The following is a 13,923-nucleotide window of genomic DNA, read 5'->3' as shown; positions in this document are numbered from 1 at the left end:
GGCACTTACCACTCACGACCAACGCAAGTCCTTCCTTGATCGCCGCCGCTCATCGAAAGGATCGCCACTGCTATGTCTTTGAAACGACGATTGGGTGTGCTCGTCACATCCATGGTCACGGCTCTGACAGGCGTCGCGCTACCGATGCAGACCGCATCGGCGCACGAAGCGGCCACGGTGCTCGTGTTCTCCAAGACCGCGGGCTTCCGGCACGATTCGATCCCCGACGGGATCAAGGCGATCAAGGATTTGGGGGCACAGAACCACTTCGCGGTGGAGGCCACCGAGGACGCGGCGGCCTTCACCGACGCGAACCTCAAGCGGTTCAACGCGGTGGTCTGGCTTTCCACCACCGGTGACGTGCTGAACGCGGACCAGCAGGCCGCGTTCGAGCGGTACGTGAAGGGAGGCGGCGGGTACGTCGGCGTGCACGCCGCCTCCGACACCGAGTACGACTGGCCCTGGTACGGCGAGCTGGTCGGGGCGTACTTCAAGTCCCATCCGCAGATCCAGCAGGCGAACGTCAAGGTCGAAGACCACGAGCACGTGTCCACTGTGGATCTTCCGGAGACGTGGCCGCGCACCGACGAGTGGTACAACTACCGCGAGAACCCGCGCAGCAACGTCCATGTGCTCGCGAGCCTGGACGAGAAGAGCTACCAGCCCGGCGACGGCGCGATGGGCGATCACCCGATCGCCTGGTGCCACGAGAATTCCGGTGGCCGCTCCTGGTACACCGGCGGTGGCCACACCAAGGCCTCCTACGCCGAACCGGCCTTCCTCAAGCATCTGGCGGGCGGCATCAAGTACGCCACCAAACTGAGCGAGGCGGGCTGCGCCAAGGAGACCCAGGAAGACCCGGTCGACGCGGACTTCGACCAGATCACCCTGGCCAAGGGTGAGGAGAAGACCGGCGAGCCGATCGCGCTTTCCGTGCTGCCCAACCGTGACGTCCTGCACACTTCGCGCGACGGCCGTGTCTGGTACACCAGCTCTTCCGCGACCACCTCGCTGGCCGGGCAGATCCCCGTCTACAACCACGACGAGGACGGCCTTCAGGGTGTCGCCATCGACCCGGACTTCGCCAAGAACCGCTGGGTCTACCTGTACTACGCGCCCAAGCTGAACACCCCGGCCGGTGACGCGCCGGAGAACGGCACCCCCGCCGACTTCGAGCCGTTCAAGGGTTACAACCAGCTCTCGCGGTTCAAGCTGGGCACCGACAACAAACTCGACCTCACGAGCGAGCAGAAGATCCTCCAGGTCCCGGCCGAACGCGGCATCTGCTGCCACGCCGGCGGCGAGATCGACTTCGACCCCAAGGGCAACCTCTATCTGTCCACAGGGGACGATTCCAACCCGTTCGCCTCCGACGGTTTCACCCCGATCGACGAGCGTGCCGACCGCAACCCGGTGTACGACGCGCAGCGCACCTCGGCCAACACCAACGATCTGCGCGGCAAGGTGCTGCGGATCAAGGTCGGCGCGGGAGGCAAGTACACGATCCCCAAGGGCAACCTGTTCCCCAAGGGCACGGCCAAGACCAAGCCCGAGATCTACGCGATGGGCTTCCGCAACCCGTTCCGCTTCGCCGTCGACCGCAAGACCGGCTGGATCCACCTGGCCGACTACGGCCCCGACGCCGGCGCGGCCGACCCGAAGCGCGGTCCCGGCGGCACGGTCGAGTTCAACCTGATCAAGAAGCCCGGCAACTTCGGCTGGCCGTACTGCGTCGGCGACAACCTGCCGTTCATCGACTACGACTTCGCCACCAAGCAGTCCGGCGCGGCCTTCGACTGCGCGAAGCCGAAGAACACCAGTCCGCGCAACACCGGCCTGACCGATCTGCCGCCGGTGGAGAAGGCGTGGATCCCCTACGACGGTGGTTCGCTGCCCGAGTTCGGCACCGGCCCCGAGTCGCCGATGGGTGGCCCGGTCTACCAGTTCGACGCGAAGAACCCGTCGCAGACGAAGTTCCCGGAGTACTTCAACGGCAAGACCTTCGCCTACGAATGGGAACGCGGCTGGATCAAGGAGATCACCGTCGGCGCGAACGGTGAACGCGGCGCCATCAAGCCGTTCTTCGACTCGATGGACCTCGTGCGCCCGATGAACCTCGAATTCGGCCCGGACGGCGCGCTCTACGTCCTCGACTACGGCACCGGCTACTTCGGCGGCTCCAAGGAATCCGCCGTCTACCGCATCGACTACACCAAGGGCCGCCGCACGCCGGTCGCCCAGGTGGCCGCGGACAAGACGTCCGGCCAAGCCCCGCTGACCGTCAAGTTCGACCCGGCGGGGACGAACGACCCCGACGGCGGAGCGCTCACCTACGCCTGGGACTTCGACGGGAACGGCACGACCGATTCCACCGAGGCCACCCCGGTTTCCCACACCTACGCCGCGAACGGCCAGTACACGGCGAAGCTGTCGGTCACCGACTCCACCGGGCTGACCGGTTCGGCGAGCGTGGTGGTCACCGTCGGCAACACCGCGCCGGTGGTCACGCTGAAGACTCCGGTCAACGGCAGTGTGTTCAGCTTCGGCGACATGGTCCCGTTCAAGGTCGAGGTGACCGACGCCGAGGACAACCCGATCGACTGCTCCAAGGTGACCGTCGAATACATCCTCGGCCACGAGGGCCACGGGCATCCGCTGAGCCGCGCGACCGGTTGTGAAGGCACCATCGCCACGCCCGCCGACGAAGGACACGGCGCGGACGCCAACGTCTTCGGCGTCATCAACGCCAGCTACACCGACAACGGCGGAAACGGCGTGCCCGCGCTCACCGGCGAGGCGGAATCCATCCTGCAGCCGAAGCTGAAGCAGGCCGAGTTCTACACCCAGTCCAGCGGCATCGAGGTCGTCGCGCACGCCGCCGCCAGTGGCGGGAAACGCGTCGGCCACATCGAATCCGGCGACTGGATCAAATTCGACCCGGTGAACCTCGTGGGTGTCAGCGGTATCGGCTACCGGGTCTCGTCCGGCGGCGCGGGCGGCACGATCGAGGTCCACTCGGGCGCGGTGGACGGACCGCTGGTCCAGACGGTCACCGTCGCCAACACCGGCGGCTGGGACACCTACGCCGACATCCCGGCTTCCGCCATCACCGACCCCGGCGGCACCGGCCCGTTGTTCCTCGTGTTCAAGGGCGGTTCCGGCGGCTTGTTCGACGTAGACGCGATCACCTTCGAGGAGAACCGATGAGCCGTCCGATCACCTTGTTCACCGGCCAGTGGGCGGATCTCCCGTTCACCGAGGTGTGCAGGCTGGCCAGTGAATGGGGCTACGACGGCCTCGAAATCGCGTGTTCCGGCGACCACTTCGAGGTCGACCGCGCACTGTCCGAAGAGGACTACGTGCCCGGACGCCTCAAGCTGCTCGCCGAGCACGGCCTCAAGGTGTGGGCGATTTCCAACCACCTCGTCGGCCAGGCCATCTGCGACGACCCGATCGACGAACGCCACCAGGCGATCATCCCCGCCCGGGTGTGGGGCGATGGTGAGCCCGAAGGCGTCCGGCAGCGGGCGGCGAAGGAGATGGCCGACACCGCCCGTGCGGCGGCGAAACTCGGCGTGGACACGGTGATCGGCTTCACCGGCTCGAAGACCTGGAAGTACGTCGCCATGTTCCCGCCGGTCTCGCAGGCGGTCATCGACGACGGCTACCAGGACTTCGCGGACCGGTGGAACCCGATCCTCGACGTCTTCGACGAGGTGGGCGTGCGGTTCGCCCACGAGGTCCACCCGTCGGAGATCGCTTACGACTACTGGACAACGAAACGTGCGCTCGAAGCTGTCGGCGACCGTCCGGCATTCGGGCTGAATTGGGATCCTTCGCATTTCATCTGGCAGGACCTCGACCCGGTCGGCTTCATCCTCGACTTCGCCGACCGGATCTACCACGTGGACTGCAAGGACACCAGGAAGCGGTTCGACGGACGGAACGGACGGCTCGGCTCGCATCTCCCCTGGGGAGATCCCCGACGCGGCTGGGACTTCGTTTCGACCGGGCACGGCGACGTGCCCTGGGAGGACTGTTTCCGCGCACTGAATTCGATCGGCTACGCCGGTCCGATCTCGGTGGAGTGGGAGGACGCCGGCATGGACCGGCTCCGGGGCGCGGCGGAGGCCGTGACCTTTCTGCGGGGGCTCCTGTTCGACAAGCCGTCGGCGGCCTTCGACGCGGCTTTCAGCAACCAGAAGTGAGGGCGGTTTCATGTGCGGTGAAGAAGCTGAGCAGTTCCACTCTCGACGGGCGCTCCTGCGCGGGGCGGCGACGGCGGCGGTCGCGGTCGGCGCGGCGGTAGCCCTGCCGGGCGTGGCCAGTGCGGCCACCGAGGCGGAGACCCAGGGATCCGGCCACCACGGACGGGGCCGGGTCCCGGTGGAGAAGATCAGCATCCAGCTCTACTCCCTGCGCACCGCGCTGCAGGCCGATCTGCCGGGAACCCTGTCCGCGCTGGCGGACATCGGCTACCGGAAGGTCGAACTGGCGGGCACCTACGGCCGCACGGCCGAGGAGTTCCGCGGTCTGCTGGACAAGAACCACATCAAGGCGACGTCCACCCACGTCGGCATCGACGGCGACCTCGACAAGACCATCGCGGACGCGAAGGTCCTCGGGAACACCCGCGCCAACGTGCCGTGGGCGAATTTCGACACCATCGACGGCTGGAAGCAGTTCGCCGGCCGGATGGACGCGGCCGCACGGAAGTTCCGCCAGGCCGGTATCCCGCTCGGCTACCACAACCACGCGCACGAGTTCGCGGCCATCGACGGCGTGCGCCCGTACGACGTGCTGACCAGGAACACGAACCCGCGGTACGTGCACCTGGAGATCGACCTGTTCTGGGCGGTGGAAGGCGGGATGGACCCGGTTTCGCTGTACCGGCAGCACTGTCCGCGCGTGGTGCAGTACCACGTCAAGGACCGGACCGCGGCGGGCGAGATGGTCGACCCCGGCAAGGGCGTCATCGACTTCCCGCGCATCTTCCGCCACACCCGTCCCCATCTCGCCGAGTACATCGTCGAGCACGACAACCCCACGGATCCCCTGAGCACCGCCCAGACCGGATTCACCTATCTCCGTAACGTCCGCTTCTAGCTGGGGAATCCACAATGGACAACAAGAAACGCGGGCTGTCCCGCAGATCGATGCTCGCGGGCACCGCGGCCGGGGTGATCGCCCCGGTCGTGGTGTCGGCCAGCGCCGGTTCGGCACCGGCCGCCGCGGCCGGGATGACCCGCAACATCACCGTCTACGCCGACTACGTTCCCGGCACGACCCGGGTCGGTTACGGGCTCGAGCCCGGCAAACCGACGATCCCCGGGCCGCTCCTGGAGTGCTACGAGGGTGACACGCTGGTGATCGAGCTGGTCAACAACACCGACCAGCGCCTCTCGATCCATCCGCACGGCGTCAACTACGACACCAAATCCGACGGCTCGCCGTTCAACGATTCCTTCAACAAGCCCTACGAGACCAAGACCTACACCTGGAAGACCCGGACGGCCTACCAGGCGGCCAACGGTTTCTGGATGCCCGGCAGCGCGGGGTACTGGCACTACCACGACCACGCGTTCGGCGGCGACCACGGCACCGCGGGCCTGATGAAGGGGCTCTACGGCGGCCTGATCGTGCGCAGGCGCGGGGATCTGCTGCCCAGCAAGCAGTTCACCGTCGTGTTCACCGAAATGTGGATCAACCACCAGGTCGCCCCGAACACGCCGATATTCGAGGCGAACCTCGGCGAACGCGTCGAGTTCATCTGCATCGGGCACGGCAACCTGATGCACACCTTCCACCTGCACGCGCACCGCTGGGCGGACACCCGCACCGGCATGCTCACCAGCGCGACCGACAACGCCCCCATCCTCGACAACAAGACCCTGGACCCCGGCAACTCCTTCGGGTTCCAGGTGATCGCCGGTGACGGCGTCGGGCCGGGCGCGTGGATGTACCACTGCCACGTCCAGCAGCACTCGGACGACGGCATGTCCGGGGTGTTCCTGGTCCGCAACGCCGACGGCGGGATGCCCGCGGGCGCCCAGGAGGCGATCGACCGCTTCAAGGGGCACCAGCACACCACCACGTCCACGCCGAACGCCACCGGCGCCTCGGCCCACCACCACTAGTCTTGAAAGGAGCGAGAACTTGAGACGAGTATTTTCGCAACGCCGGCTCCGCAGACGGTCACTGGCCGCGCTCGCGGTCGGCGCCGTCGTCACCTCCGGGCTGCCGCTGGCCATCGCGCCGGTGACCGCCGAAGCCGCGACGAACGTCCCGGTGAACGTCCTGGTCTTCCACGGCGCCGCCGCGGACCAGAAGGACCCCGTCCTGCGTGCCACGGACGCGATCGCGAGCCTGGGCCAGGCGAACGGCATCTCCGTTTCGTCCTCTTCGGACCCCGCGGTGTTCACCGCGGCCAACCTCGCGAAGTACCGCGGCGTCGTTTTCCTTTCCGCGCAGGGCATCACGCTCAACCGTGACCAGGAAACCTCGCTGCAGAACTACATGAAGGCGGGCGGCGGGTTCCTCGGCCTGTCCGACGCCGCACGGGCCCAGGACGGTTCGCAGTGGTTCTCGGGGCTGATCGGTGCCCGTCCGGTGGGGGCGCGTCCCACGCCGGAGGCCGTCGCGTCGGTCACCGCGAGCGCGGAGAACCCGCCCAACGAGACCAAGGAAAAGCTCACCGACAACAACGAGAACACGAAGTGGCTGGCCTTCCAGCCGACCGGTTGGGTCGCCTACAAGCTGGCCGCCCCGGTGGCCGTGAGCAGCTACGCGCTCGTCTCGGCGAACGACTACGCCGGGCGTGACCCCAAGAACTGGACCCTGCAGGGCTCCAACGACGGGACCACGTGGATCGATCTGGACACTCGCACAGGCGAGACATTCCCGGACCGGTTCGTGAGCCGGACGTTCACCTTCGCCAACACCACGGCGTACTCGAACTACCGGCTGAACATCACCGCCAACGGCGGCGAGCCGCTCATCCAGCTGGCCGATTTCAAGCTGTTCAAGGACAACTCGACCACCCCGCCGCCGCCGGAGCCCGACCCGGCGCAGGCCACGGTCGACGTCCTCGACAAGGCGAACCCGGCCACCGCCGGCCTGCCGCAGAAGTGGGTGCGCACCGACCGGTGGCTCAACTGGGAGGTCAACCCGGTCGGCACCGTGCACACGGTCGCGCAGGTCGAGGAATCGACCTACAAGCCGGGTGTCGGCGCGAACGGCGCCTTCCACCCGATCTCGTGGTGCCGTGACTACGACGGCGGCCGCTCCTTCTACAGCGGCATGGGCCGGACCGAGGCGAGCTACGGCGAAGCCCAGTTCCGCAGCCACATCCTCGGTGCGCTCAAGTGGACCACCGGCATGGTGCGCGGTGACTGCAAGGCGGGTATCGCGGCCAACTACAAGGTCGAACGCCTGACCGCGGTCAACCAGCCGGGCCAGATGGACCAGATCGGCGAGCCGCACGGGCTCACCATCGCGCCGAACGGCCGGGTCTTCTACATCGGCCGCGCCGCCTGCGCCGGCAACGTCGTGCCCGCGCCGAACGACTGGACCAACCCCGAGATCGGCGCCGGCTGCGGCACGATCCACCAGTGGGACCCGGTCACCAAGAAACCTAAGCTGCTCACCACGCTGAAGGTGATGGGCAACCGCGGTAGCGGCGACGAACTGGTCAAGAACGAGGAAGGCCTCCTCGGTCTCGTGCTGGACCCGAAGTTCAGCGAGAACGGCTTCATGTACGCCTACTGGATGCCGCACTCGTCGGTCGACATCGACAAGCGGATCGGCAAGCGCACGGTCTCGCGGTTCACCTACGACCTGAAGAACCAGACGCTGGACCAGGCGACCCGCAAGGACCTGCTGTCGTGGGACGTCCAGGTCCACAGCTGCTGCCACGCCGGTGGTGGCATGGACTTCGACAAGGACGGGAACCTCTACATCGGTTCCGGTGACAGCAACTCGTCGCAGGGCTCCAACGGGTACTCCGGAAACAACTGGACCCAGGACTACAAGGGCGTCTCGTTCCAGGACGCGCGCCGCACCGCCGGCAACACCAACGACCTCAACGGCAAGATCCTGCGGATCCACCCGGAACCGGACGGTACCTACACCAACCCGGCGGGCAACCTGTTCCCCGAGGCCAACGACCCCGGGAACAAGACCAGGCCCGAGATCTACGTGATGGGCGTGCGGAACATCTCGCGTCTGCAAGTCGACAAGAAGACCAACTGGCTGACCGCCGCCTGGGTCGGCCCGGACGCGACCTCGCCGAGCCCGGAACTCGGCCCGGCCAAGTACGAGACCGCCACGGTCATCACCGAGGCCGGTAACCACGGCTGGCCGTACTGCATGGGCAACAAGCAGCCGTACCGCGACCGCAGCAGCACCGACGCCGCGGTCCTCACCGGCTGGTACGACTGCGACAACCCGGTCAACACCTCGCCGCGCAACACCGGCCTGGTGAACCTGCCACCGATCAAGAAGAACATGATCTGGTACGCGCCGGACGGTGGCGGGCCGGTGTTCCCCAACCGCCCCAACAGCTCCGTCCCGACGTACAACGCGGCCGAAGCCACCTACACGCAGCCCTACCTCAAGGGCGGCGGCCAGGCGGTCATGACCGGACCGACGTACCACCGCGAACTGGTCAACACCAACAGCGGCGTCGCGTGGCCGTCGTACTGGAACGACAAATGGTTCATCGGTGACCAGAGCAACGGGCAGAACCGGATCGCGGTCACTCTCGACCCGAACGGCGTCGCGAAGCAGGATCCGCCGGTGTTCGCCGAGACGGTGCGGCAGATCATCCCGACCGGTGGTGGCGACAACAAGCTCAACCAGTGGATGGACGCCAAGTTCGGGCCGGACGGCGCGCTGTACGTGCTCGACTACGGCGGCGGCTTCTTCACCCTGACCAACAACCAGAAGCTGCTGAAGATCAGCTACACCGGCGGCGAGGCCACGCCGTCCGCGGCGGCGGCGTCGACCATGGTGCAGAACAAGCCGCTCACCGCGGCCTTCACCGGGTCGAAGTCCGGCGGCGTCTCCTACAAGTGGGAGTTCGGCGACGGCACGATCTCGACCCAGCCCGACCCGCGGCACACCTACCCGCGCACGGGTCTGTACACCGCCAAGCTGACCGTGACCTACGCGGACGGCGAGACGGTGACCACGCGGAACTCGGTCAGCGTCGGCTGTCTCGTTGCGGATTCCAGCGCCACGGTGACCATCGGCGACACCGACACCGGGGTGACCAACCGCAACGCCGGTGGCGGCTGCACGGTCGACGACATGATCGACGACGAGAGCACGTGGACCTCCCACGCCGGTTTCGTCAACCACGTCACCCAGGCCGTGGACCGGCTGGGCGACCTCGGCGTGCTGAACGCGGCCGAGTCGGACAAGATCAACGCCGCGGCCGCCGCGTCGCCCATCGGCAACAAGGGCGTCACCGGCTACGACGCGATCTACGACGGCACGGCCGAATCGTTCCGCAACTGGTCGCAGGCGCCGTCCGGGCAGTTCGCCATCCAGCCGGACGGGTCACTGCGACCGTCGGGCGGGCTCGGCATGCTGTGGTACTCGGCACGGCAGTTCGGCAACTTCTCGGTGAAGCTGCAGTTCAAGGACATCGCGCCGACCGGCAGCGCCAACAGCGGTGTGTTCGTCCGGTTCCCGGATCCGCGCACTCCGCTGGAGCAGCGTCCGCCGGGCAGCTGTGGCACGGTCGGTTCGGCGAGGACGTCGCAGGCCTGGGTCGCGATCTACTGCGGCCACGAAGTCCAGCTGTACGACGGGGCCACCGGTGAGCCGCAGAAGACCGGGTCGATCTACAACTTCGACCCGCGGTCGCTGGACCAGGCGGGTGTGAAGCCGAAGGGGACCTGGAACGAGTACGAGATCAAGGTCGTCGGGCAGAAGTACACGATCATCCGCAACGGCGTGGTGATCAACGAGTTCGAGAACGCGCCGGGGATCTCCTCGTCGCGGGCGGGCGATCCGTCCACCGACTTCCGGCAGTTCGTCAGCGGGTTCATCGGTCTGCAGAACCACGGTGACAACGACCTGATGGAGTTCCGCAACATCCGGGTGCGGCAGCTGTAGCGCGAAAACCGGCCGGGCGCGCGGGTTCGCGTGCCCGGCCGGTCTCCCTTTGTACGGAAGGTTTCCCTGCGATGTCCCCAAGAACCCTCGTCGTGGCCCTGGTGGCCGCGACGCTCGCACTGGCGGGCCTGGTGTTACCGGGCTCGTCCGCCCCCGCCTCCGCCGCACCCGTCCAGACCCTGGAATGGACCGCGGGCGACAGCACCGACCACTACCTCAGCGCGCCGTCGACCGCGGTGGCCGGTGAGACCACGATCGTCTTCAAGAACACCGAAGAGCTCGGTTCGACGATGTCGCACACGCTGACGTTCGACACCTCGACCCCGGGCTACAACCACGACGTCAACCTCAACATCCTCGCCAACCCCTACGACGACAAGAACGGCGTGCACGAGGCCACGGTCACGCTGACCCCTGGCAAGTACCGGTACTACTGCACGATCCAGGGCCACACCAAGATGATGGGCGAGTTCGTCGTCACCGACGGCGGCGGCGCTGACACCACCCCGCCGACCGTGACCGCGAACGTGACCGGCACCAAGGACACCGCCGGGAACTACGTCGGCTCCGCGACGGTGAATCTGTCCGCTTCGGACAGTCAGTCCGGCGTGGACAAGGTCGAGTACCAGCTCGACGGCGGCGCGTGGACCGCGTACACCGCACCCGTGGCGGTCACCGCGGCCGGATCGCACATGGCCCACTATCGCGCCACCGACAAGGCCGGAAACGTTTCGCCGGAAGGGATGTCGTCCTTCACCGTCGTCACCGGACAGCCCGGCGACACGACACCGCCGACGGTGACGGCCGAGGTGACGGGCACCAAGGACGCCGCGGGCAACTACCTCGACACCGCCACCGTGAAGCTCACCGCCACCGACGCCGGCTCCGGTGTCGACAAGGTCGAGTACAAAGTGGACGAAGGCGCGTGGACCGCGTACACGGCTCCGGTCGCGGTCACCGCGCCGGGGATGCACATGGTCTCCTACCGCGCCTCGGACAAGGCGGGCAACGTCTCGCCGGAAGGCATGGCGCACTTCACGGTCGTCAGCAGTGACACCACCGCGCCGACCGTGACGTCCGAGGTGACCGGGACCAAGGACACCGCCGGGAACTACGTCGGCAAGGCGACCGTGACCCTCGCGGCCACCGACGCCGGCTCGGGTGTCGGCAAGGTCGAGTACAACCTGAACGGCGGCCCGTGGCTCACCTATTCGGCGCCGCTCGCGCTGACCGTGGTCGGCGCGCACACGGTGAAGTACCGCGCTACCGACAAGGCGGGCAACGTCTCGGCCGAAGGCACGGCGACGTTCACCATCGTCGAAGGCGACGACAGCACCGCGCCGGTCGTCTCGGTGGTGGTGAGCGGTGATCTGGACGGAAGCTGGTCGTACATCGAGGACGCGACCATCAACCTGACCGCGACGGACGCCGGGTCCGGTGTGGACAAGATCGAGTACCAGCTGGACGGCGGGGCCTGGACGGTCTACACCGCGCCGGTGAAGGTGACCGCGCTCGGCACGCACACGCTGACCTACCGCGCGTCGGACAAGGCGGGCAACGTGTCGGCGGAACAGGGCGGCGCGTTCACCATCGTCGCCGCGCCACCGGGCCCGGACGCGTGCCCGGACTCCGACCTCCGGGACACCGTGATCCTCGGGACGGCGGACAGCCAGGTCGAGAACCGCGACACCGGCAACGGCTGCACGATCAACGACGTGATCGACGACGAGTCGGATTACTCGTCGAACGACCAGTTCGTGACCTACGTGCGGGCCGTGACCCAGGAACTCCTCGACGGCGAGGTCATCTCGTCCGACGAGCGGAACCTGATCGTCACGGCGGCGATCGAGTCCGGTATCGGCGGCACGGCCACCGAACCGGAGCCGGAGCCGGGCAAGAAGAAGCCGGAGACGAAGAACCCCGGCATGAAGAAGACCGTGAAGACGCCGATCCGCGACGTCTGAGCGAAGTCGGTTACCTTTCTCGCGTCGCGCTCGTCATGTCCATGACGGGTTCGGCGCGAGAAAGGTATCGATATGACCGGTGAGGCGCTGGCCAGCGCGTTCGAGGAGCAGCGCGGGCGTCTGGTGGCCGTGGCCCAGCGGATGCTCGGCTCCCGCACGGACGCCGAGGACGCGGTCCAGGAGGCCTGGCTGCGGCTCGCGCGCCAGGACGCCGACACGATCGACAACCTGTCCGGCTGGCTGACCACCGTCGTCGGCCGCGTCTGCATCGACACCCTGCGCTCCCGCAAGACCCGCCCCGAGGACTCCTACGACGAGCCGCCCGAGCTGCTGGTGCTCGACGATTCGCCGGAAGAGGACGCGCTGCTCGCCGAATCGGTCGGGGTGGCGCTGGTCGTGGTGCTCGACACCCTCGGCCCGGCCGAGCGGCTGGCGTTCGTGCTGCACGACCTGTTCGCCGTCTCGTTCGCCGAGATCGGCGAGATCCTCGGCAAATCCGCGGACGCGGCCAAGATGCTCGCCAGCCGGGCCCGCCGGAAGGTGCGAGGACAGCGTCCGGCCGACGAGCCGCGGCAACGCGCCGTCGTCGACGCGTTCCTCGCGGCCGCGCGCGAAGGGGACTTCGGTGGGCTGATGGAGATGCTCGACCCCGACGTGACGTGGCGCTCGCAGAGCCGTCACGGCGAGGTCGTGCGGCTCGGCGCGGCCGAGGTGGCCACCCGGGTCCAGCGCGGAGCACGCGCCGCCGGCATGACCCGTCCCGCGCTGGTCAACGGCAAACCGGGGATCGTGTCGTGGAGCCGGACGGGCAAGCTGCTGGGCGTCATGTCCTGCACCATCGTCGACGGCCGCATCGTCGGAATCGACTCCGTCAGTGATCCACGTCGCCTCGCGGCCATGGGTGTTACCTCTCGGGAGTCCTCCTCGTCGAAGTAAGTGAAAGACCGACGAGAAGGAGAAATCCCATGCAGGCAAGGATCGAATTCCTCAAGACCGCTCTCGCGCCGAAGCTGGTGAAGCACTTCGTCTCGGCCGCGAAGGTGCTCGACGGCAGCGAACTTCCTTTGGCGACAAGGGAACTGGTGAACATCCGCGCCAGCCAGATCAACGGCTGCTCGGGCTGCCTCGACATGCACACCAAGGACGCGGCACACGCGGGGGAGACCACGACGCGGCTGAACCTGGTCGCCTGCTGGCGCGAGGCCACGGTCTTCACCGAGGCCGAACGCGCCGCGCTGGAACTCACCGAGCAGGGTTGCCGTCTCGCCGACGGCAGCGGTGTCACCGACGAGGCGTGGGAGGCCGCCGCCAAGCACTACGACGAGGACCAGCTCGTGGCGCTGGTGGCCCAGATCGCGCTCATCAACGCCTTCAACCGGCTGAACGTCATCACCCGGCAGCCCGCCGGGGACTACACGCCCGGCCAGTTCGCGCACTGATGGAGACCGCACTGTGGATCGTCGCCGGTCTGCTGGCCGTGATGTATCTCGTGTCCGGGGTCGGGAAACTGTTCCTGCGCAGGGAAACGATCGCCGGAGTGGCCTCGGGCGCGGGATGGGTGCTGGATTTAGGCCCCGGCACGGTGAAGTTCATCGGGGTGGTCGAGATCCTGGGCGCGGTGGGCCTGGTCGTTCCCGCGCTGCTCGACATCGCGCCGGCGCTGGTGCCGCTGGCGGCCCTCGGACTGGCGCTGGTCATGGCGGGCGCGCTGGTCGTGCGGTGGCGTCGCCGCGAGCCCCTGATCGCGCTGCTGGACCTGGGGTACCTCGCGTTGTGCGCCTTCGTCGCCATCGGACGCGCCTGAAGTACGTGAAGGCCCCCTTCACTGCGCTAGACG

The 13,923-nt window shown here is 67.5% G+C and carries 9 protein-coding genes; all 9 read left to right on the top strand.

Going from position 1 to position 13,923, the window contains the following annotated elements:
* Positions 1-111 precede the first annotated feature (111 nt).
* Positions 112-3,207 (top strand): ThuA domain-containing protein, encoded by a 3,096-nt coding sequence (locus AJAP_RS32115; RefSeq protein ID WP_038518464.1) that lies wholly within the window; start codon positions 112-114, stop codon positions 3,205-3,207.
* The gene (locus tag AJAP_RS32110; RefSeq protein WP_038518461.1) at positions 3,204-4,208 is read left to right on the top strand and encodes a sugar phosphate isomerase/epimerase family protein; all 1,005 of its coding nucleotides are present in this window, start codon (positions 3,204-3,206) and stop codon (positions 4,206-4,208) included. The genes AJAP_RS32115 and AJAP_RS32110 overlap by 4 nt, the downstream gene beginning before the upstream one ends.
* Before the next feature lie 10 nt (positions 4,209-4,218).
* Positions 4,219-5,106 (top strand): sugar phosphate isomerase/epimerase family protein, encoded by an 888-nt coding sequence (locus tag AJAP_RS32105; RefSeq protein WP_038518458.1) that lies wholly within the window; start codon positions 4,219-4,221, stop codon positions 5,104-5,106.
* Between the two features lie 14 nt (positions 5,107-5,120).
* Positions 5,121-6,137 carry a multicopper oxidase domain-containing protein gene (locus AJAP_RS32100; protein ID WP_038518455.1) on the top strand — a complete coding sequence of 339 codons (1,017 nt, stop codon included), beginning with the start codon at positions 5,121-5,123 and terminating at the stop codon, positions 6,135-6,137.
* A gap of 19 nt (positions 6,138-6,156) precedes the next feature.
* Positions 6,157-10,122, top strand: a complete 3,966-nt coding sequence (locus AJAP_RS32095; protein WP_038518452.1) for a ThuA domain-containing protein — start codon at positions 6,157-6,159, stop codon at positions 10,120-10,122.
* A gap of 71 nt (positions 10,123-10,193) precedes the next feature.
* Entirely contained in the window at positions 10,194-12,086 is a 1,893-nt protein-coding gene (locus tag AJAP_RS32090) for an OmpL47-type beta-barrel domain-containing protein (RefSeq protein WP_038518448.1), read from the top strand.
* A 72-nt stretch (positions 12,087-12,158) separates the two neighbouring features.
* Positions 12,159-13,022 (top strand): sigma-70 family RNA polymerase sigma factor, encoded by an 864-nt coding sequence (locus AJAP_RS32085; protein WP_038518445.1) that lies wholly within the window; start codon positions 12,159-12,161, stop codon positions 13,020-13,022.
* 29 nt (positions 13,023-13,051) lie between these two features.
* Positions 13,052-13,525, top strand: coding sequence for a carboxymuconolactone decarboxylase family protein (locus tag AJAP_RS32080; RefSeq protein WP_038518442.1), 474 nt, complete (start codon positions 13,052-13,054; stop codon positions 13,523-13,525).
* Complete coding sequence (locus AJAP_RS32075) at positions 13,525-13,890, top strand: DoxX family protein (protein ID WP_038518440.1); 366 nt, start codon at positions 13,525-13,527, stop codon at positions 13,888-13,890. Before AJAP_RS32080 ends, AJAP_RS32075 begins: the two co-directional genes overlap by 1 nt.
* The last annotated feature ends 33 nt before the right edge of the window (positions 13,891-13,923 follow it).

Origin of the sequence: Amycolatopsis japonica, from assembly GCF_000732925.1 — a bacterium.
GTDB lineage: Bacteria > Actinomycetota > Actinomycetes > Mycobacteriales > Pseudonocardiaceae > Amycolatopsis > Amycolatopsis japonica.
The sequence above is the reverse complement of the archived record's forward strand: the minus strand, read 5'-3'. Positions and strand labels throughout refer to the sequence as shown.